Raw genomic sequence first — 19,255 nt, 5'->3', positions numbered from 1 at the left:
GTCTGGACTATAATAAATCAGCTGCAAGCTGTGCAAGTCCAGACCTTTCTCCTTTGACAAGCTTGACATGTCCAGATATTTGCTGCCCTTTGAAACGCTCAATGACATATGTGAGCCCATTATTTAAGCTGTCTAAATAAGGGTGATCAATCTGCTCTGGGTCTCCCATCAGCACAATTTTACTTCCCTCACCAACCCGCGTTAATAATGTTTTTACTTCGTGTTTTGTTAAGTTTTGCGCCTCATCGATAATGATAAATTGATCAGGGATACTTCTCCCGCGAATATACGTTAAAGCTTCCACTTGAATTGAACCGATGCCCGCTAGTATCGCATCGAGTTCACCAGGTTTTTTTGTGTTAAATAAAAATTCTAGGTTGTCATAGATCGGCTGCATCCACGGTCTGAGCTTCTCTTCTTTTTCGCCTGGCAAATACCCTAAGTCCTTACCGACAGGAACAATGGAGCGGGCCACGATGAGCTTTTTAAACATGCCGAGGTCCTCTGTCTGCATTAATCCAGCAGCAAGTGCAAGCAGTGTCTTTCCTGTTCCCGCTTTTCCGATAAGTGTCACAAGCGGAATATCGCGGCGTAAAAGTAACTCAAGCGCCATCGTTTGCTGGACATTTTTTGGGCGAATTCCCCAAATATGTTCTTGGTCATAAATAAGCCGTTTTACATGCTCTGCTTTTTGATCAAGCATCCCCAAAGCAGAACCACCCTCATTTCCCTTCATAATAACAAATTGATGAGGGTTTAATGACGTTTGGGTGACGTCTTTTATTGGTAACTGATTTTGCTTATAAAATGTATTCAGCTGCTCAGTCGGAATATAGAGCTCGTGATAGCCGTTATCAATGTCTTCATTTTGCAGCACACGATCGCTTAAGAAATCCTCTGCTTGCAGACCAATGGCATCCGCCTTTACTCGCACTAGGACATCTTTGCTGACCAAAATGACAGGCCGGCCATCCGGTTTTGTTTCTTCCTCTAAGCTCAAATTCTTCGCAACAGCCAAAATCCGGTTATCGTTTGTTTTTTCGATGAAAATTTCTTGAAGTTCATGGAAAGAGCGATGATTCAGCTCAATACGCAGCGTTCCTTTTGACTCCAGCGTAATTTTTTCATGCAGTTTCCCTTTCGATCTCAACCCGTCGATTAAACGTGAGACACGTCGTGCGTTTTGCCCAACCTCGTCCATATATCTTTTTTTCGAGTCTACTTCTTCTAACACTACGGCCGGAATCACAACCTCGTTGTCTTCAAATGAAAAGATTGAATTCGGATCCTGTAATAACACATTTGTGTCTAATACATAAATTTTACTCAGGTCCTTCGCCTCCTGATCGGGGTTTCATTCATCCTTGTCTTTCCAAAAACGATTGTTAAAATATATGTTTTCATGAATAAAGTTAGAAGGTTAATTCAACAATAAAATAAATCATGCAGTTTGTGAAGGAGGGAATACACATGCGACTATTTTTGACGTTATTCATGGTTCAAACCATTCTTTTATTAGGCGCTTGCCAACATCAAGAGAAGCCTTTGGCACAAGAACATCAAGACGGAAACAAGCATTTAGTAAGAGTATCAGACTCATCCAAGAAAAACACTGACAAAGCCCGCCCATCAACAGATGTGGCAAAACACCTAGTGAATGTGACTGAGCATGTAGCAGATGTAAATGACGCAACAGCGATCGTCATCGGCAAGTACGCTGTCGTTGGCATTGATGTAAAAGATGATTTAGATAGAAGCAAAGTTGAAACCATTAAATATTCAGTCGCCAAAGCTCTGAAAAATGACCCAGAAGGTGCGAATGCTGTTGTCGTCGCTGATCCAGATACAGTGAGCCGTTTAAAGGAAATGGGTAAAGAAATACAAGCAGGCAGGCCAGTAAGCGGAATTATGGATGAACTAGCAGCCATTGTGGGACGTGTTATGCCAGAAATGCCTCGAAATGAAATCGACCGTAACGAAACAGATCCAACGAATGATCCGAATCATCAGCTCAAACAACAAGATCAAAAGCAATTAGAAAAAAACCAAAACGATCAATCAAACCATCATATGAATCAGAAGAAATAATGAGAACGGCTTATATCTCTTGTGATATAAGCTTTAGATTGTTGACAAAGGGCTAAAATGAACTTTATTTTGGCTCTTTGTCTTCTTTTCAGCGTGATAGAAAACCTTTGCAGTCCAGGAAGGACGAGCATCGGCGCGGAGCGAATTTGACATTCGTGAGCACCGAAGCGCAGGACTGACACCGAATGCGAGGGTTTGCCTACACGCTGCGGCTTATATCTCTTGTGATATAAGCCTTTTTTATACTGATTTTAAGTGGCTCAAAAAACATGCTATAATGAAGGCATGACCAAAGTGAGGTGAAAATGATGAGAGTGAAGTGCTCATTATGTGAAAAGCTTGAAACCATTAATGATGATACACTTGTTGCTAAACGGTTAAGAAATCGACCGATTCATACATATATGTGCGATGACTGCCAAGAAAGAATTAAAGTAAAGACAGAGGCACGCATCAAAACAGGCAGATTCTCTCTTTATCAAGATCCTGCGACGAAAGAGAAAAAGAAGAAAAAAGGAAAAAAAGAACAGAAGACATAAAAAAGACCTGACACAAGTTCAGGTCTTTTTTACGTACTCACTGTTCCTTCTTTTTTCGCACGATGCAGTCGTATTTTATAAATAATCAAAATGACAGCTGCCACAACCAGGCCTTCTGCGACTGGCAAGAAGATACCTAGAAATGTGAGAAACGTGCAACCAAAAATCAAAAACAAATAAATGACAAGTGCTTTTAAAATCGGTAAACGTCTAGCAAATCCGAGTTTAAAAACAATAATCGCTAAAACAAGGATGGTGCCATATAGGAGCCACATCCCTGTTTGCGGATTTTCATCGACACGAAACAGCATCGCGAAAAAGGATAGATTCTCACTTACTTCCTGATCATTCAAAAAGATTCCCTCCCCTTATCTTTCAGGGTTCTATCTTTTTAATTCTTCATGGAATTAAGATAATCCTGCTAGCTTTTTCTTCTTCGCTGCTTTCTCACGTTCATTTTTATCTAAAATTTTCTTTCTTAAACGGATCGATTCCGGTGTAACCTCACAGTATTCGTCTTCATTTAAGTACTCAAGAGATTCCTCAAGTGACATAATACGTGGTTTTTTCATACTAACCGTTTGATCTTTTGTCGCTGAACGTACGTTTGTTTGTTGTTTCATACGGCTCACGTTGACAACAAGATCGTTTTCACGGTTATGCTCACCAACAATCATTCCTTGGTATACTTCAACACCCGGCTCAACGAAAATCACACCGCGCTCTTCAACGCCTTGGATTCCGTAAGCAGTTGCTTTACCTGTTTCCATTGAAACAAGTACACCTTGACGGCGTCCGCCAACTTGACCAGACTGCATCGGCTGGTAGCTGTCAAACGTATGGTTCAAAATACCAAAACCACGAGTTAATGAAAGAAATTCAGTTGTATATCCGATTAAACCACGTGATGGAACTGTAAAGATCAGGCGAACTTGACCGTTACCATTATTGATCATGTCAATCATTTCACCTTTTCTTGCACCCATTGATTCCATAACAGAGCCAGTATGCTCTTCAGGTACATCAATTTGAACACGCTCTACAGGCTCACATCGAACACCATCTACTTCTTTTACAATAACTTCTGGCTTCGATACTTGCAGTTCAAATCCTTCACGTCTCATATTCTCAATCAGAATTGATAAGTGAAGCTCACCGCGTCCTGATACGACCCAAGCATCCGGTGAATCCGTTGGATCTACACGAAGACTTACGTCTGTTTGAAGCTGCTGTTCTAAACGCTCTTCAATTTTACGTGATGTCACGTACTTTCCTTCACGGCCTGCAAATGGGCTATTATTCACAACAAATGTCATTTGAAGTGTCGGCTCATCAATACGAAGGATCGGCAAAGCCTCTTGGTGTTCTACCGGGCAGACTGTTTCTCCTACGTTGATGTCTTCCATACCAGATACTGCGACAAGATCTCCAGCTTTCGCTTCATTGATTTCCACTCGTTTTAACCCTTGGAAACCAAAAATCTTTGTCACGCGGAATTGTTTTACACTGCCATCCACTTTCATTAGAGCAACTTGCTGTCCTACTTGCATCGTTCCTCTAAATACACGGCCAATTCCAATTCTTCCAACATAATCATTGTAATCAAGTAGCGCCACTTGGAATTGAAGCGGCTCTTCATGGTTGTCGACTGGGCATGGGATATGGTTGACAATCGCTTCAAACAACGATTCCATATTTTCATCTTGCTTACTAGCATCGTTACTTGCTGTACCATTGATTGCTGATGCATATACAACTGGGAATTCAAGCTGTTCTTCTGTTGCATCCAATTCAATGAACAAGTCAATGACTTCATCGACTACTTCAGCTGGACGAGCAAAGTCACGGTCAATTTTATTGACAACAACAATTGGTGTTAAGTTTTGCTCAAGTGCTTTTTTTAGCACGAATCGTGTTTGAGGCATACAACCTTCATATGCATCCACAACGAGAAGTACACCATCTACCATTTTCATGATACGCTCAACTTCACCACCGAAATCGGCGTGTCCTGGTGTATCTAAAATATTAATGCGTGTATCTTTATAATGGATCGCAGTATTTTTAGCTAAGATCGTAATACCGCGCTCTCGCTCTAAATCATTGGAATCCATGGCTCTCTCAGCGATATTTTCATTCGCACGGAAAGTACCAGCTTGATGGAGCAATTGGTCAACAAGCGTCGTTTTACCATGGTCAACGTGGGCAATAATTGCGATGTTGCGAAGGTCTTTTCGAAGTTTCACATTTTCATCTCCTAAAATAATTAGATAACTTTCATATTATATCACAATCCCCTTTAAATGCCGATCGTTTTTCTGTAAACTTATATTAACTCTAAAAAAAAGGGATGGAGACAAATGAAACAAATCAAATGGCTTCTATTATTATGTGCATTACTTGCCGTCGTCAGTATGGCGTTTATTGGAGTGTCTGTTGCAGAAAAAAGCATACTGGGAACATGCTTAAGTATTGTGTTCGCCATGATTTTCATGGGTACAGGATTTACATTAAAACGAAAATTAAACGTACAATCATAAAATTTATGAAAAGCCTTTTACATTTTACATGTAGAAGGCTTTTATTTTGGGTAAAAACAAGACTAACCACCTATGTAACCCTAGTGATTCAACTAAAAACTTCATATAGAGTTGGCAAATATAAGCAATCTGAACTCTTCCATTTTTCGACAAGAACTTTTATAGTTCTCCAAAAACAAACACAAAGTTACATTTTTCCTATTCTTCCACAAAGTTTCTCATGGTATGCTGTTCTTGCAACAAAATTTAACAGAAAAGGGAGAGAAAAGAAGCATGAAGAAGTTTTTGAGCAAATCGCTCAGCTCTGTTGTATTTTTCGCTTTAGCTATCATTTTTACTTTCACAACAGTAGCTCCTGGGCAAGCAAGTGCTGCAACTTTCAAAGGGATTCCTTTTGAGCAGCAACAAATTATTAAAGAATTATTGGAGAAAAACGAGCGTGTCATCAACATTCTCATCAATTCATTTGTTGAGGAAGACAACAACTACACATTTGATGTGAAAAAAGCTGTTGAGCTCGGTCTTACTGAAGAAGAAGCGGCGACTGCTGAGAAATTCTTAGATCGCGCAGCTGTTCTTACAATCGTTTTCAGTGAAAGCATCACTAAAAACGAAAAAGGAAAATTAGTTTTTGATGCAGAAAAAGCTGTTGAACTTGGTCTTACTAAAGAAGAAGCAACTAAATTCGAAAAGCTTTTCAAATCAGTGATCAGAATTGCTGATCTTGCTGGTGATGCACTTGTTCTAGACAAAAAAGGAAACGTTGTAATTGATTCTAAAATCGCTAAAGGTCTTGGATTCAGCTCTACTGAATTACTTGTTTTCAACCAATTGCTTAAGAAAATTCCTCAAGAGCAATTAAAAACGTTCTATGATGCAGTTCAAATTGCTAAAGAAAAATTGAACTAAGCTCAAAAACCCCCATCCGGTTCATCCAAATGGGGGTTCTTTCTTATATCCAATAGATCAAGAGCATGATGAGATAGACGATACTAAAAACGATACTTGCCCGTAATAACAGTTTTCCATAGTAGCGCTTTTCAAACTTTCTTTTTTCTTCTTTTTCATCTATAAACGGTATGAAATCTGTTGACTTTGCAATAGAGACTGGTTCTTTCATTTCTTCATATAGATAACGGCATTTTTTGCATGAACGTAAATGCTCATCCACTAATTGATTTGTTTCTTCTCTCGTGTCCCCTTCTATATAAAGTGGTAATAGTTCTTCAATCAAATAACAGCTCATTTGTTGAACTCCTCACAATGTAGCTTTCGTTTCAGCTCTAATCTAGCTCGATGAAGGGTTGTCTTTACTTTAGATAAGGTCCAATTCAAAATTTCCGCTACTTCTTCATACGATAATTCCTGAATATCTCTTAAAATGAGGACTTCTCGGTAAGAATCCTTCAATTGATTGATCTGGCTCCACAGCCTTTGAATATCAGCTTGAGTTTCTAAATGGTCTTCAGGTGTCATGAATATCTGTTGCTCTAAAAAATCAGCATTTTCTACATCCGTAAAAGTTCGTTTTATTTTTCGGCGATAGTCGTTGACAAATGTATGATAAGCAATGGTGTAAAGCCATGTTTTAATGCTTGAATGTCCTTTAAAAGAGGATAATCCATGCAGTGCCTTGATAAATACATCCTGCGCAAGGTCCTTGGCTGTTTCGACATTTCCCGTTCTGCGATATAAATATTTGGTGATTTCCTGAAAATATTCTTCATATATTTTTTCAATTTGATTGGTCGGTCTAGACATCAAAAATAAAACCACACAGTCATCCAAATTGATAAAACGATAAAAAAGAAGTATAACGAAGAAATAAACCACTTCATGCGTTTTAATTCGAGATAATCGTTCTGATCCTCAGTGTGGGCAGGAGCAAACTCATTTCCCTTAACAGAATGCTGAAACTGCTTTTCATGCGTCTTCATCCAGTTAGAAGCCTCTTCTCCAAGCTCCCCTTCCTGATACAATTCATATAAGTCTTGAAAGATGGCTTTTTTTTCTTTATCTGTCAAAACGTTGCACCTCTTTTGTTCGTTCATTTACTTCATATATTTTCCGCTCATTCGATCCGAAGGTTTGAATGATCACAAACCACGAAATGCCTATTTTTCCCTCTTTGTCGATCATTCTCACCGGCTTGATTTGTTTTTTATAGATGGTATAAGGTTCATACTTTTTGAGAACTTGCTGATAGACTTCATCACGTTCTTGATTCGATACCGTATGCGGTAAAGAAGAGTCTGATTGCCAATTCAACTCAATTCCATCGGCATCTCTCGTCACATGAAGTAAATTTGATGACCCGTGAAAAGTATATTGTTTGTGTTCACGAGTTCCTGTTTCTGTCTTCACGTCTTTTGACTGTTCCCCTATCATTTCAAACAAATCTTCGTCACTGATATTTCCTTTTTTCTGTTGAAGAATCGCTTTTGATAGCTGTATTTTCAGCAATTCTTTCGTTGAACCATTAAACAGAAATTCAGATTGATCGGCTGTCTTTACCGTCACTTCATGCTGCCATTCAAAATAAAAAGCATCAACGTCTGTGATCTGGTAAGCTGGTGGCTGTAAACTTAACTTTTTATAAATACGATTAATTTTCGTTTTCATTTCTTTGTTTGTTAAATTGATCCCGTCTATATCCTTTAATTGAAAGATGGCGTTCCCATATTGCGCTTGTCGAAGCGTCTCTTTTTTCCAGGTGGCAAACGCTAAGCTCTCATCTTTATTCTGAGACATTTTTGGCAAAAGAAGAACGCTTGTCTCCCCGTCTTCTTTTTCGACGACGATATGAATGCGGTCTAGATCAACGGATCGGCCGCTTCTTTCAAAAAATTCAATGGTTTTTTCCCTATATTCTTTATCGGTCAAATGCTGACCCTTTGAGCGGCCATGATAAAAATAGCTGTTTAATTCACCTGTAAACGCAGAAACATTCACTTCATATTGATCGGCTGCAAACACGTAGTTATCAGAGATCGGCTGTTTACTAGTCGTTGAATATAATGTAGTGTCCGATGGTACAAACTTTGAAGCGAATGCTTTTGCACTTGCTTCAGATAAAGGGCGATATTCTTCTGAGAAAGTATCTGTCAGTTCCGTTTTAGTAAATTGAAACATGATATGTGGAAGATTTAAGATCGGGTTCAGCATCAGCATAAAAAAGACGACAATTCCCCAAGTACCCCACTGTCTCAACTTCACCTTGTTTTGTAGTAACACACATAACAAATGTAATGTCATAAAGCTTCCTGCGGCCGCTACTAAAATCACAATGGATTTAAACGAAGATTGTAGCTCATACTTCGAGATAGAAGGATAAAAAATATACAGCAGCGCAGCGAAAATCAGGCCATAGAAAAACAGCAATTCTTTCCACTTCTGATGCCAAAACAAACGAAAGAATAGGTGAAGTACCAAAGCGGCAAAGCCAATCATAAGCAAAATGATGATCAAATCTCTCCATATCAGCTCCGTATCACCGCTAAGAAAGAACTTTTTGCTTTCAACTAACACAATAAATATCGTTTGACATAAAGGCAGAAGTAACACAGATAAATCAAATGCAAAAAACATGCCTTTATTTTTTAAATAAGGAAGAGAAATCACATAGAAAAGTGATGCAAGCAAGACATATCCATAGATGAGAAATTGCATGAAATCTGTCAGCACTTCAAATGTTTCGATCGTATACTGTCTAGCTAGAACTTGGTGAATCATCTCAAGTGTCATACTCCCTAGCAGAACTACTCTTAATACGATTCCAGCATAAAATACATAACGACTCTTCTTTTCTTTCCATATGGGAAGTGTAATGAAAAGGACAAATAGTCCAAGCACACACCATTGAATCATGTGGATACTGTACTCATTTAAAATAAAAAACCTTTCAAAATGGAGGGATAAATCACTAAACAAATCAATCATCGCTACACAATCCTTTACTTCAAATTAAGGCCTCGTTCGTATAGACATTTGACTTGTCAAAAAGTTTCATCAAATACAAAAAATCACTTCATTCTCATGAAGTGATTTTGTTTATTTTTTATTTCCGCTTCCCTTTATGTAATCATGCAAGATTTTTTCACAGACGGATCGATTTCCAGCAACAATGCTATTTTTCTCTAGAAACGTTAAGCGTTCTCCGTGAATATTCGAGTAAACAGCGCCTACCTCATCAAGCAACACACATCCAGCCGCATAATCCCATGGCGCTAGCCTTAACGTGACATATGCGTCGCTTCTTCCACTTGCAATATAAGCCAGTTCAAGTGCAGCTGATCCAATCGTTCTTGTTCCTCTCACATCGCGTACGAGACGGGCAAACGGCTTAGCGTCAAAATGGGGGCTTTCAATCGCCCATGTTGGGTTAATGCCGACAATGGCTTTTTCAATGGCGACATCTTTTAAAGGCGGGAGTAAGGTATCGTTCATATACGCCCCTTCTCCTTTGACTGCATGATAGAGCTCGTCATGGATGACGTCATAAATAAGACCGATTTTCCCCACACCATGTTCAAATATCCCAATTGAAATGGCAAAATTTCGTTTTTGATGGACAAAGTTCATGGTGCCATCAATTGGATCAATGATCCATACTATCCCGTCAAGAGAGGTCACTTCTTCCCCTTGGCCCTCTTCTCCTAAAATATGATGATCTGAAAATGTCGACTGTATCTTTTCAATGAAGAAACGTTCTGTTTCTTTATCGATGTTTGTGACAAGATCATTTGGATTTGATTTTGTTTCAATTGATAGACCTTCCTGCATGGATTCTTTAATGCGGCTACCCGCTTCTTTTACCCAAAGCTTTGCAAGTCGGTCAATTTCCACCCAGTTTGTCATCGGACTGTAAACCTCTTTTCTATGTAGTACCTATTTGTATTAGCATACTGATATTATGTACGTAAAAGCAAGAAAAAAGCAGCTTCATACAAAAACGAACCGATGAATTGGTTCGTTTTTACCTCACCTTGTTTTACCCTTGAAGCTGCTCCCATTCTTTTCTTAGGCGCTCAAGCTTTCGTTTGCTGCGTTCTACTTGGATATCATCTTTTTGCTCGATGGCTTCATGAAGCGTAGAAAGCTCATAATCAACCTCTAATCTCCACACAGCGATGCGATTCTTCTTCTCTTGTCTATACCCATGCTTCACGATTTGCTTCATTGGTCAACGCCCCTTCCAGAGAATGATTCATTCGTTGTCAGTTTTCATTGATAAAAAATACAATCGATAAGAGAAATGGTTCTTGCTTATATCGTATGAAGCGATCGCATAACCGCAACGACATTCTGAAAATTGTGTTTTTACCTATTTGTTATGTACCACAAAATCGATGTTTTTAAACGCCGAACCAAGATCCCTGCTATCTTTCTCTTTAAAGTGCATCTTTTTTTGAGCTTGACCCAAGCTATGATAAAATATGATCAGCGAAAAGATACAGGAGGCATAACATGAGTGAAATGCGTTTTAGAGATGAAGATTTTGAAACATTCACAGTAGACGGTTTAGATGAACGGATGGCCGTATTAAAAGAGAGAGTCCGTCCAAAGCTTGAAGCACTTGGTGAACATTTTGCACCGCTTCTTTCTTCTATTACAGGAGACGAAATGTTTGTCCACGTGGCAAAACATGCAAGAAGATCAGTCAACCCGCCAAATGACACTTGGGTGGCTTTCGCTAACAGTAAGCGTGGGTATAAAAAGCTCCCTCATTTCCAAATTGGGCTTTGGAAAACTCATGTATTTGTATGGTTTGCGCTCATTTATGAATCTCCAGTGAAAGGTGAGTATGGGCAACTATTCGAAAAAGAGCTGGACACGATCCAAAAGAAAATACCGCAAGACTTTGTTTGGTCTAAGGATCATATGAAACCGGACGTTCTCCGCCACAGCGAACTTGATGCTGAACAGCTGAGAACACTATTTGAACGTGTTCAAACAGTCAAAAAGGCTGAACTCCTTTGTGGCATCCAGCTTCCTAGAGAAGAAGTTGTTCAAATGAATAATGAAGAATTCTTATCAAAAATTGAAGATGCCTTCCGCACAGTAACTTATCTATACCGCTTTACACAAAAAGAATCTGTATAAAAAAACGAGCCTATGTTGGCTCGTTTTTTACATCCGTATCATAGCTGTTTCTTCAGCCTCTCTTGCGCTTTTTACTGTGCGATAAGGGGAATACCCACTTCCCTTTTCAAACGCCGCACAATGCGTCTTTTCTTCTGCTTTTGATGGTACAACTTCTTTAAATCGTTTATAAGCCTCTAGTAATGCTTGTTTCGCAATTCCTGTTTCATAGGCTTTTTCAACGGCTTGAAAAAATGAAATGACCGCCATCTTTTCTTCAGTTGTCCAGTCGACGTCCATTGGATATTGATATTCCATTTACTTGTCCCTCACTTTAATCCACATTTCTTATTTGAACTTTTATTATAGCATCTGTTTGATCAGAATCCGATTGATTTTATGCTTTACATTCCGATCAGTTCATAATATAATTCTTTTGTTTTATGCAATGAAATCTGCTGTTATTGGGATAATAATAGCAGGTATTTCGATGAAGGTGGGAAAGCAATTGTCACAACATGATACACCCTTATACACTGGACTAAAAAAACACGCTTCAACCAATCCAGTCCAATTTCACATTCCAGGCCATAAAAAAGGAGCCGGAATGGACCCTGAATTTAGAGCATTCATTGGAGACAATGCATTAAGCATTGACCTTATTAATATAGAACCTCTTGATGATTTACATTCGCCTCGAGGAATGATCAAAGAAGCACAGGAGCTTGCAGCAGAAGCATTTGGTGCCGACCATACGTTTTTCTCTATACAAGGAACAAGCGGCGCGATCATGACAATGGTGATGACCGTCTGTGGTCCTGGAGACAAAATTATTGTTCCACGTAATGTCCATAAGTCGATTATGTCTGCTATTGTATTTTCTGGTGCAGTACCTGTTTTTATTCACCCGGAAATTGACAAAGAGCTTGGCATCTCTCATGGCATCACGCCAGAGTCAGCTAAAAAAGCGCTGACTAAACACCCAGATGCGAAAGGGCTGCTTGTGATTAACCCAACGTATTTTGGCATTTCAGCTGATTTAAAAACCATTGTAGACATTGCTCATTCATATGACGTACCTGTTCTTGTAGATGAGGCACATGGTGTGCATATTCATTTTCACGATGAGCTTCCATTGTCTGCGATGCAGGCGGGAGCTGATATGGCAGCAACAAGTGTGCATAAACTTGGTGGCTCTCTCACCCAAAGCTCGATTTTAAATATAAAAGAAGGGCTTGTTTCAAAGGATCGAGTACAATCTATTTTAAGCATGCTGACAACTACGTCTACTTCTTATTTGCTTTTAGCCTCCCTGGATGTCGCTAGAAAGCGATTAGCGACTGAAGGAAAGGCACTTGCAGATGAAGCCATTCGATTAGCTGAATCAGCAAGAACTCGTTTAAACGAAATTGAAGGTATTACTTGTATTGGTCAAGAAATTCTCGGTTCACCTTCTACTTACGATTATGACCCAACAAAATTAATCATCTCCATTAAAGACCTTGGTCTCAATGGCCATGATGTGGAGAAATGGCTAAGAGAAAGCTACCGAATTGAAGTAGAGCTCTCTGACCTATACAATATTTTATGTATCGTGACGCCTGGCGATTGTGATGAGACGATTGATACGCTTGTAACGGCTATGAAGGAAATTGCGGCCACCTCTGCACGTCAAGGCGGCAAACAAGCCGTGACAGAAGTGTTACTGCCTGAAATCCCTTCGCTTGCGATGACGCCGCGTGACGCTTTTTACGCAACAACGGAAGTCATTCCATTTAAAGAAGCGGCTGGCCGGATCATTGCAGAATTTGTCATGGTTTATCCGCCTGGTATTCCTATTTTTATACCAGGAGAAATCATCACAGAAGAAAATATCTCCTATATCTTTAAAAATATCGAAATTGGTCTTCCTGTTCAAGGACCAGAAGATTCCACACTAGATATGATTCGTGTCATTAAAGAACAAAAAGCCATTTTATAAAAAAGAAACATGCAGCCCCATTGGAGCTGCATGCTTTTTTATTTATTCAGAGGCTTCATCACAGCAATGACAGTGACCACATGTTCCATAAAGTGTTGTCACTTTTTCATTTTCAAATTGATCAATGGTTTCATTGCAATCTTGACAAATAATTGTACCCACAGTACATTCCCCTTTTCTTTACTCAAAGTTTGAAAGCGTTTAATCTATTTCATATTTCTATAATATGATGTCACATTTAAGTTGTCAACGATTAATTGTATGACACATTTAATCATTTTTTATAAATATATGCTTTTTTCTCTTCATATTGAGGAAACGTTTCAAATGTATTTTGCTTCATATCAATTCTGTAACAATTGAGTAACAATCGAAAATTGTCAAAAAGGACGTGATACACTAGAGTGACTAACAGGGAACTGGCTCCTAAAAATGTTGGTACAACCCCAAAGGATTTTGAGGTGAATAGATTGAATTTTATGAGGACCCTTCTCATTATATTCCCTATGCTCTTTGTACTTAGTTCATGCTCATTTGCGTATATCATACCGAATCAGACAGACCAGGTCAGTCATATTCAAAAGCCAAGAATTCTCTTTTTTACTGATGCAGAAAATCTTGATAAAGAAAGTCCTTATTATGACGCAGTGCTCGATTTAAAAAATGAATATCCGAAGGAAATGTCCAAGATGATTGTCAAAGAAGATCGTAAAGGCTGGAAAAATGAAGTAGACGAACTGCCGGCTATTTTACTTGTCAATAATGAAAAAGTCATTGTGAAGGTGGAAGGTAATGTCCGAAGTAAAGAGGATATCTTATCACCCATATGCCAAGCATTAGATCGAGTGAATACAAATTAACGGTTCGACTTTGCACTTATATATCCATATGAAAAAAGCCCTCAGCTCATGAGGGCTTTTCGTTTTCAGCGAGGTTTCACATACATAAAAAAACCCTCTCCATACGGAGAGGGGTTAAACGTTCATTATTTTACAATATGGATTGGGCTTCCGATTGCTACTTCAGCCGTTTCCATTGTGATTTCACCTAAAGTTGGGTGAGCGTGAATTGTCATTGCGATATCTTCAGCTGTCACACCAGCTTCAATTGCAAGGCTAAGCTCTGAAATCATATCAGAAGCACCAACACCTGCGATTTGTGCACCGATCACTAGACCATCCTCTTTACGAGTGATCATTTTCATGAAGCCATCAGTTGCATCAAGAGAAAGTGCACGTCCGTTTGCTGCGAATGGGAATTTCGCTGCAACGATATCGATTCCTTCTTCTTTTGCTTCTGCTTCAGTGTATCCAACAGTTGCAAGTTCTGGCTCAGAGAATACAACAGCAGGAATACCAAGGTAATCAATTTCAGCTGGCTCTCCAGCGATTGCTTCAGCAGCAATTTTACCTTCGTAAGAAGCTTTGTGTGCAAGTGGTGGTCCATCAACGATGTCACCAATTGCATAGATGTTTGAAACGCTTGTACGGCATTGTTTGTCAGTTTTGACAACTCCGCGGTCTGTCAATTCAACACCAACTTGCTCAAGACCAAGCTCATCTGTGTTTGGACGACGACCAACAGTCACAAGTACGTAGTCAGCATCGACAGTTTTTTCTTCACCTTTTACTTCGAAAGTAACAGTGACACCGTCAGATTTTTCTTCAACGCCTTTTGCAAGAGCGTTTGTATGAATTTCAACGTTTCCTTTTTTCTTCAGGTTACGTTTCACTAAAGAGCTCATTTGCTTTTCAAAACCTGGAAGGATTTCGTCTCCACCTTCAAGGATGACAACTTCTGTTCCAAAGTTCGCATAAGCAGTACCAAGCTCAGTACCGATGTATCCACCACCGATGACAACTAACTTTTTAGGTACTTCTTTAAGCGCTAAAGCACCAGTTGAGTTAATCACGCGGTCTGTGTATTTAAATGTAGGCAATTCGATTGGACGAGATCCAGTTGCAAGAATTGCATTTTTAAATGTATAAGTCTGCGCTGAATTTTCATCCATGACACGTACAGAGTTGCTGTCTACGAAATAAGCTTCACCTTTGACGATGTCTACTTTATTTCCTTTTAGAAGACCTTGAACTCCACCTGTTAATTTGTTGACAACAGAAGCTTTCCACTCTTGAACTTTTGTGAAATCAACTGTTACGTTTTCAGCTTTGATACCCATGTCTTCAGAATGCTTTGCATTCTCGAAACGATGTCCAGCATTGATCAATGCTTTTGAAGGGATACAGCCGACGTTTAGACATACGCCGCCAAGTGTTCCTTTTTCAACGATTGTTACTTTTTGTCCTAGCTGTGCAGCACGAATAGCAGCTACATATCCACCAGGACCTGCACCGATGACAAGAGTATCTGTTTCGATTGGGAAATCTCCTACTACCATGAATTTACGCCTCCATTAAAATTAATTGTGGATCATTCAATAAACGCTTGATGTGGTTAAGGGCATTTTGCGCAGTAGCTCCATCAATCATACGGTGGTCAAAGCTTAGGGAAAGAGCTAAGACTGGAGCTGCAACGATTTCGCCATCACGAACAACCGCTTTTTCAGCGATACGGCCAATACCAAGGATCGCTACTTCTGGGTGGTTGATGACTGGAGTAAACCATTGTCCACCAGCAGAACCGATGTTTGTGATTGTGCAAGATGCACCCTTCATTTCAGCTGGAGCCAATTTACCATCACGTGCTTTTGTTGCAAGCTCGTTGATTTCGTTAGATACTTCGAAAATCGCTTTGCGATCTGCATTTTTCACAACTGGAACAAGCAAGCCTTTTTCAGTATCAGCTGCAATTCCGATGTTGTAGTAATGCTTTTGAACAACTTCATCTGTTTTATCATCGATAGAAGTGTTAAGTACTGGGTACTTTTTCAAAGCAGAAGTTAGAGCTTTTACAACGTAAGGCAAGTAAGTTAACTTGATTCCTTGATCAGCTGCAACTTGTTTGAATTGTTTACGATGTGCAACAAGGTTTGTTACATCAACTTCATCCATTAATGTTACGTGAGGAGCTGTGTGCTTAGAGTTCACCATTGCTTTCGCGATCGCTTTGCGGATTCCGCTCATTTTCTCGCGAGTTTCTGGGAATTCTCCTTCTAGAACTGGAGCTGCTGCCGCTTTTGGAGCTGCTTCTTCTTTCGCACTTTCAGCTGCTTGAGGTGCTGCTTCTTGAGTTGCTGCAGAACCGCCATTAAGGAAGCTGTCGATATCTTCTTTTAGCACGCGGCCATTTTTACCAGTACCTGCAACTTTGTAAATTTCAACGCCTTTTTCACGCGCATATTTACGTACAGATGGCATAGCAATAACGCGTTTGTTAGGATCAGCATCTACTTGCTCTTGTGCGCCAGCACCAGTTGCTGCTGCCGCTTCTTCTTGAGCAACTTCTTTCTTTTCAGGCTCGTTACCAGCTTCAGCAGTACCTTGTACTTGAGCTTCAGTTTTCGCTTCGCCTTCTTCTTCGCTGCCTTTAAATTGAAGATTTTCGTAACCAGGTGCATCAAACGTAATGATTGTTTGTCCTACAGTTGCAACTGTTCCCTCTTCAACTTTTAATTCTAATACTTTTCCTTTAACAGGTGAAGGAATTTCTACAACTGCTTTATCATTTTGTACCTCTGCTAAAACGTCATCTTCATTGATTTCGTCGTTTGGTTTTACAAACCACTTAACGATCTCACCTTCGTGGATACCTTCTCCGATGTCCGGAAGTTTAAATTCAAATGCCACTGTTTTTCGCCTCCTAGATTATGTTAAACCCTTGTTCTGTCAACATTACACGGTCATGTAATTGATAAAGGGGAAGAGAAATAAATTCTTTTCCCCTCTGTCATTTAATTAAAATTCAAGAACTTTCTTAGCTGTTTCAAGCACGTCTTTATGGTTTGGAAGCCATACGCTCTCAGCTTGAGAGAAAGCAAATACAGTATCAGGTGCAGCTACACGAAGTACTGGTGCTTCAAGGCTAAGAATTGCTCTATCATTGATTTCAGCTACTACGTTTGCTGCAATACCAGCTTGTTTTTGTGCTTCTTGAACAACGATCGCACGACCTGTTTTTTCAACAGAAGCGATGATTGTTTCAATATCAAGCGGGCTCACTGTACGAAGGTCAACGACCTCAGCAGAAACGCCTTCTTTTTCAAGTTCTTCAGCAGCTTTAAGTGATTCGTGAACCATTGCACCGTAAGTGATGATTGAAAGGTCAGAACCTTCACGTTTCACGTCAGCTTTACCGATTTCAATTGTGTACTCTTCTTCAGGAACTTCCTGACGGAAAGAACGATAAAGTTTCATATGCTCAAGGAATACAACCGGATCGTTGTCACGGATTGCAGAAATTAATAGTCCTTTTGCATCGTAAGGTGTTGAAGGAATAACAACCTTGATACCAGGCTGTTGTGCAATAAGACCTTCTAAGCTATCAGCGTGAAGCTCAGGTGTGTGAACTCCTCCGCCAAATGGAGAACGGATTGTCACTGGAGAATGCCAGCGTCCACCAGAACGGTAACGCATACGAGCCATTTGTCCAGAAACAGAATCTAATACTTCGTAAACGAATCCGAAGAATTGAATTTCCATTACTGGGCGGAATTCTTGTAGTCCAAGGCCAATTGCAAGACCGCCAATACCAGATTCAGCAAGTGGAGTATCGAATACACGATCCTCACCAAACTCTTTTTGCAATCCTTCAGTCGCACGGAATACGCCGCCGTTTTTACCAACGTCTTCTCCGAAAACAAGAACGTTTTCGTCATTTTTCAGTTCTGTGCGTAACGCATCAGTGATCGCTTGAATCAATGTCATTTGCGCCATGGCTTACTTCGACTCCTTCTGTTTGTAGATTTCAAGCTGTTCAACCAAGTTAAATGGTTTCACATCGTACATGTTTTCAATCAAATCAGTGACTTTCTGCTTAGGCTGTTCGTCAGCTTCTTTGATTGCTTGTTTGATTTGTTCTTTTGCATCTTCGATGACTTTATTCTCTTCTTCTTCAGACCAAAGGCCTTTGTTTTCCAAGAATTTGCGGTAGCGTACCAATGGATCTTTTTGCTCCCACTCATTTTCATCTTCTTTTGTACGATATCTTGTTGGATCGTCACCAGCCATTGTATGTGGGCCGTAACGGAATGTAAGAGTTTCAATTAATGTTGGACCTTCACCATTTACAGCACGCTCACGAGCTTCAGCAGTCGCTGCGTATACAGCTAATGCATCCATACCGTCAACTTGTACGCCTACGATACCAGCTGCAGCTGCTTTTTGTGCAATCGTTTGTGCAGCAGATTGCTTTTCAACAGGTGTAGAGATCGCATATCTGTTGTTTTGGACAACAAAAATCGCTGGCGCTTTGTAAGCCCCTGCAAAGTTAATACCTTCGTAGAAATCACCTTGTGAAGCTCCACCATCACCAGTGTAAGTGATTGCAACAGCATTTTTACCGCGCTTTTTCAAACCAAGAGCTACACCAGCAGCTTGAATGATTTGTGCACCGATAATGATTTGCGGAGAAAGTGCATTCACATCTTCAGGCATTTGGTTCCCAACAAAGTGTCCACGAGAGAACAAGAATGCTTTTGTTAGTGGAAGACCATGCCAGATTAATTGTGGTACATCACGATATCCTGGAAGAATGAAATCTTCTTTCTCAAGTGCAAAGTGAGTTGCAAGCTGAGAAGCTTCTTGTCCAGCTGTTGGCGCATAGAAGCCAAGACGTCCTTGACGGTTCAATGAAATTGAACGTTGATCTAATACACGTGTAAACACCATACGGCGCATTAATTCTTTTAATTGGTCATCTGAAAGATCTGGCATTGCCGCTTCGTTTACGACTTCGCCTTTTTCGTTTAAAATTTGGAACGTTTCAAACTGCTTTTTGATGGCATCGAATTGCTTTTTGCTATCAACAATTGCTTTTTTTGTTTTTGCAGCCATTCTAAAGTCACCTCTTCCTTTCTTTTAACAGTCAATTTGTCGTGAATCCATTTATACATACAGATATAGGATAAC

22 protein-coding genes are annotated in these 19,255 nt (G+C 39.8%); 7 read left to right on the top strand and 15 right to left on the bottom strand.

Going from position 1 to position 19,255, the window contains the following annotated elements; all coding sequences use genetic code 11:
* Positions 1 to 7: 7 nt before the first annotated feature.
* Positions 8 to 1,330 carry a PhoH family protein gene (locus tag NSQ11_RS07410; RefSeq protein WP_342501360.1) on the bottom strand — a complete coding sequence of 441 codons (1,323 nt, stop codon included), beginning with the start codon at positions 1,328 to 1,330 and terminating at the stop codon, positions 8 to 10.
* A 140-nt stretch (positions 1,331 to 1,470) separates the two neighbouring features.
* On the opposite strand from NSQ11_RS07410, the gene NSQ11_RS07405 reads away from it, so the two are divergent.
* Together NSQ11_RS07405 and NSQ11_RS07400 are read left to right on the top strand one after the other, a co-directional pair.
* Complete coding sequence (locus tag NSQ11_RS07405; RefSeq protein WP_008345059.1) at positions 1,471 to 2,088, top strand: YhcN/YlaJ family sporulation lipoprotein; 618 nt, start codon at positions 1,471 to 1,473, stop codon at positions 2,086 to 2,088.
* Positions 2,089 to 2,396: 308 nt separating this feature from the next.
* Positions 2,397 to 2,627: a YlaI family protein gene (locus NSQ11_RS07400; protein WP_008345063.1), complete on the top strand. Its 231-nt coding sequence runs from the start codon at positions 2,397 to 2,399 to the stop codon at positions 2,625 to 2,627.
* 29 nt (positions 2,628 to 2,656) lie between these two features.
* Here the strand turns inward: NSQ11_RS07400 and NSQ11_RS07395 are convergent, their stop codons facing one another.
* Together NSQ11_RS07395 and typA are read right to left on the bottom strand one after the other, a co-directional pair.
* Positions 2,657 to 2,980 (bottom strand): YlaH-like family protein, encoded by a 324-nt coding sequence (locus NSQ11_RS07395; protein ID WP_007499841.1) that lies wholly within the window; start codon positions 2,978 to 2,980, stop codon positions 2,657 to 2,659.
* 54 nt (positions 2,981 to 3,034) lie between these two features.
* On the bottom strand, positions 3,035 to 4,873 hold the full coding sequence (typA, locus tag NSQ11_RS07390; RefSeq protein WP_008345068.1) for a translational GTPase TypA: 1,839 nt from the start codon (positions 4,871 to 4,873) through the stop codon (positions 3,035 to 3,037).
* A 114-nt stretch (positions 4,874 to 4,987) separates the two neighbouring features.
* Between typA and NSQ11_RS07385 the strand changes: the two genes are divergently transcribed.
* Both NSQ11_RS07385 and NSQ11_RS07380 read left to right on the top strand, forming a co-directional pair.
* Entirely contained in the window at positions 4,988 to 5,167 is a 180-nt protein-coding gene (locus NSQ11_RS07385; RefSeq protein ID WP_008345070.1) for a DUF5325 family protein, read from the top strand.
* Between the two features lie 273 nt (positions 5,168 to 5,440).
* Positions 5,441 to 6,076, top strand: coding sequence for a hypothetical protein (locus NSQ11_RS07380; protein WP_203144304.1), 636 nt, complete (start codon positions 5,441 to 5,443; stop codon positions 6,074 to 6,076).
* 43 nt (positions 6,077 to 6,119) lie between these two features.
* Here the strand turns inward: NSQ11_RS07380 and NSQ11_RS07375 are convergent, their stop codons facing one another.
* From NSQ11_RS07375 to NSQ11_RS07350, 6 genes are all read right to left on the bottom strand, one after another.
* A complete protein-coding gene (locus NSQ11_RS07375) occupies positions 6,120 to 6,413 on the bottom strand; it encodes a zf-HC2 domain-containing protein (RefSeq protein WP_212356415.1) in 294 nt (97 codons plus the stop codon).
* Positions 6,410 to 6,928, bottom strand: a complete 519-nt coding sequence (locus NSQ11_RS07370) for a sigma-70 family RNA polymerase sigma factor (protein WP_212356640.1) — start codon at positions 6,926 to 6,928, stop codon at positions 6,410 to 6,412. The genes NSQ11_RS07375 and NSQ11_RS07370 overlap by 4 nt, the downstream gene beginning before the upstream one ends.
* A complete protein-coding gene (locus tag NSQ11_RS07365; protein ID WP_212356418.1) occupies positions 6,928 to 7,191 on the bottom strand; it encodes a hypothetical protein in 264 nt (87 codons plus the stop codon). Before NSQ11_RS07365 ends, NSQ11_RS07370 begins: the two co-directional genes overlap by 1 nt.
* Complete coding sequence (locus tag NSQ11_RS07360) at positions 7,181 to 9,106, bottom strand: hypothetical protein (protein WP_342501325.1); 1,926 nt, start codon at positions 9,104 to 9,106, stop codon at positions 7,181 to 7,183. The genes NSQ11_RS07365 and NSQ11_RS07360 overlap by 11 nt, the downstream gene beginning before the upstream one ends.
* A 111-nt stretch (positions 9,107 to 9,217) precedes the next feature.
* Entirely contained in the window at positions 9,218 to 10,024 is an 807-nt protein-coding gene (locus NSQ11_RS07355) for an inositol monophosphatase family protein (protein ID WP_046343457.1), read from the bottom strand.
* A 133-nt stretch (positions 10,025 to 10,157) separates the two neighbouring features.
* Positions 10,158 to 10,346, bottom strand: coding sequence for a hypothetical protein (locus NSQ11_RS07350; RefSeq protein WP_008345085.1), 189 nt, complete (start codon positions 10,344 to 10,346; stop codon positions 10,158 to 10,160).
* 287 nt (positions 10,347 to 10,633) lie between these two features.
* Between NSQ11_RS07350 and NSQ11_RS07345 the strand changes: the two genes are divergently transcribed.
* Positions 10,634 to 11,269: a DUF1054 domain-containing protein gene (locus NSQ11_RS07345; RefSeq protein ID WP_035392176.1), complete on the top strand. Its 636-nt coding sequence runs from the start codon at positions 10,634 to 10,636 to the stop codon at positions 11,267 to 11,269.
* A 27-nt stretch (positions 11,270 to 11,296) separates the two neighbouring features.
* On the opposite strand, the gene NSQ11_RS07340 is transcribed toward NSQ11_RS07345, so the two are convergent.
* A complete protein-coding gene (locus NSQ11_RS07340; RefSeq protein WP_008345089.1) occupies positions 11,297 to 11,566 on the bottom strand; it encodes a UPF0223 family protein in 270 nt (89 codons plus the stop codon).
* A gap of 190 nt (positions 11,567 to 11,756) precedes the next feature.
* Between NSQ11_RS07340 and NSQ11_RS07335 the strand changes: the two genes are divergently transcribed.
* Positions 11,757 to 13,229, top strand: coding sequence for an aminotransferase class I/II-fold pyridoxal phosphate-dependent enzyme (locus tag NSQ11_RS07335; protein WP_017367175.1), 1,473 nt, complete (start codon positions 11,757 to 11,759; stop codon positions 13,227 to 13,229).
* A 42-nt stretch (positions 13,230 to 13,271) separates the two neighbouring features.
* On the opposite strand, the gene NSQ11_RS07330 is transcribed toward NSQ11_RS07335, so the two are convergent.
* A complete protein-coding gene (locus NSQ11_RS07330) occupies positions 13,272 to 13,391 on the bottom strand; it encodes a GapA-binding peptide SR1P (RefSeq protein ID WP_003212464.1) in 120 nt (39 codons plus the stop codon).
* 317 nt (positions 13,392 to 13,708) lie between these two features.
* Between NSQ11_RS07330 and NSQ11_RS07325 the strand changes: the two genes are divergently transcribed.
* The gene (locus tag NSQ11_RS07325; protein ID WP_223255627.1) at positions 13,709 to 14,089 is read left to right on the top strand and encodes a hypothetical protein; all 381 of its coding nucleotides are present in this window, start codon (positions 13,709 to 13,711) and stop codon (positions 14,087 to 14,089) included.
* 125 nt (positions 14,090 to 14,214) lie between these two features.
* Here the strand turns inward: NSQ11_RS07325 and lpdA are convergent, their stop codons facing one another.
* The 4 genes from lpdA to pdhA form a co-directional block, all read right to left on the bottom strand.
* Positions 14,215 to 15,627 carry a dihydrolipoyl dehydrogenase gene (gene lpdA / locus NSQ11_RS07320; RefSeq protein WP_003211097.1) on the bottom strand — a complete coding sequence of 471 codons (1,413 nt, stop codon included), beginning with the start codon at positions 15,625 to 15,627 and terminating at the stop codon, positions 14,215 to 14,217.
* 4 nt (positions 15,628 to 15,631) lie between these two features.
* On the bottom strand, positions 15,632 to 16,975 hold the full coding sequence (locus NSQ11_RS07315; protein WP_008345100.1) for a dihydrolipoamide acetyltransferase family protein: 1,344 nt from the start codon (positions 16,973 to 16,975) through the stop codon (positions 15,632 to 15,634).
* 108 nt (positions 16,976 to 17,083) lie between these two features.
* Positions 17,084 to 18,061 carry a pyruvate dehydrogenase complex E1 component subunit beta gene (pdhB, locus tag NSQ11_RS07310; RefSeq protein WP_007498597.1) on the bottom strand — a complete coding sequence of 326 codons (978 nt, stop codon included), beginning with the start codon at positions 18,059 to 18,061 and terminating at the stop codon, positions 17,084 to 17,086.
* Between the two features lie 3 nt (positions 18,062 to 18,064).
* Positions 18,065 to 19,180 carry a pyruvate dehydrogenase (acetyl-transferring) E1 component subunit alpha gene (gene pdhA / locus NSQ11_RS07305; RefSeq protein ID WP_007498599.1) on the bottom strand — a complete coding sequence of 372 codons (1,116 nt, stop codon included), beginning with the start codon at positions 19,178 to 19,180 and terminating at the stop codon, positions 18,065 to 18,067.
* Between the last annotated feature and the right edge of the window lie 75 nt (positions 19,181 to 19,255).

The sequence above is a fragment of the Bacillus sp. FSL W7-1582 genome (assembly GCF_038593325.1).
GTDB lineage: Bacteria > Bacillota > Bacilli > Bacillales > Bacillaceae > Bacillus > Bacillus altitudinis.
Note: the sequence above shows the minus strand (reverse complement) of the source record. Positions and strands in the feature narration are given on the sequence as shown.

What these genes read in the sequence shown, in the direction of transcription:
- NSQ11_RS07405 (WP_008345059.1), top strand. Translation starts at nt 1,471, where the DNA reads ATGCGACTATTTTTGACGTTATTCATGGTTCAAACCATTCTTTTATTA.
- NSQ11_RS07400 (WP_008345063.1), top strand. Translation starts at nt 2,397, where the DNA reads ATGAGAGTGAAGTGCTCATTATGTGAAAAGCTTGAAACCATTAATGAT.
- NSQ11_RS07385 (WP_008345070.1), top strand. Translation starts at nt 4,988, where the DNA reads ATGAAACAAATCAAATGGCTTCTATTATTATGTGCATTACTTGCCGTC.
- NSQ11_RS07380 (WP_203144304.1), top strand. Translation starts at nt 5,441, where the DNA reads ATGAAGAAGTTTTTGAGCAAATCGCTCAGCTCTGTTGTATTTTTCGCT.
- NSQ11_RS07375 (WP_212356415.1), bottom strand. Translation starts at nt 6,413, where the DNA reads ATGAGCTGTTATTTGATTGAAGAACTATTACCACTTTATATAGAAGGG.
- NSQ11_RS07370 (WP_212356640.1), bottom strand. Translation starts at nt 6,928, where the DNA reads ATGTCTAGACCGACCAATCAAATTGAAAAAATATATGAAGAATATTTT.
- NSQ11_RS07360 (WP_342501325.1), bottom strand. Translation starts at nt 9,106, where the DNA reads ATGATTGATTTGTTTAGTGATTTATCCCTCCATTTTGAAAGGTTTTTT.
- NSQ11_RS07355 (WP_046343457.1), bottom strand. Translation starts at nt 10,024, where the DNA reads ATGACAAACTGGGTGGAAATTGACCGACTTGCAAAGCTTTGGGTAAAA.
- NSQ11_RS07350 (WP_008345085.1), bottom strand. Translation starts at nt 10,346, where the DNA reads ATGAAGCAAATCGTGAAGCATGGGTATAGACAAGAGAAGAAGAATCGC.
- NSQ11_RS07345 (WP_035392176.1), top strand. Translation starts at nt 10,634, where the DNA reads ATGAGTGAAATGCGTTTTAGAGATGAAGATTTTGAAACATTCACAGTA.
- NSQ11_RS07340 (WP_008345089.1), bottom strand. Translation starts at nt 11,566, where the DNA reads ATGGAATATCAATATCCAATGGACGTCGACTGGACAACTGAAGAAAAG.
- NSQ11_RS07325 (WP_223255627.1), top strand. Translation starts at nt 13,709, where the DNA reads ATGAGGACCCTTCTCATTATATTCCCTATGCTCTTTGTACTTAGTTCA.
- lpdA (WP_003211097.1), bottom strand. Translation starts at nt 15,627, where the DNA reads ATGGTAGTAGGAGATTTCCCAATCGAAACAGATACTCTTGTCATCGGT.
- pdhB (WP_007498597.1), bottom strand. Translation starts at nt 18,061, where the DNA reads ATGGCGCAAATGACATTGATTCAAGCGATCACTGATGCGTTACGCACA.
- pdhA (WP_007498599.1), bottom strand. Translation starts at nt 19,180, where the DNA reads ATGGCTGCAAAAACAAAAAAAGCAATTGTTGATAGCAAAAAGCAATTC.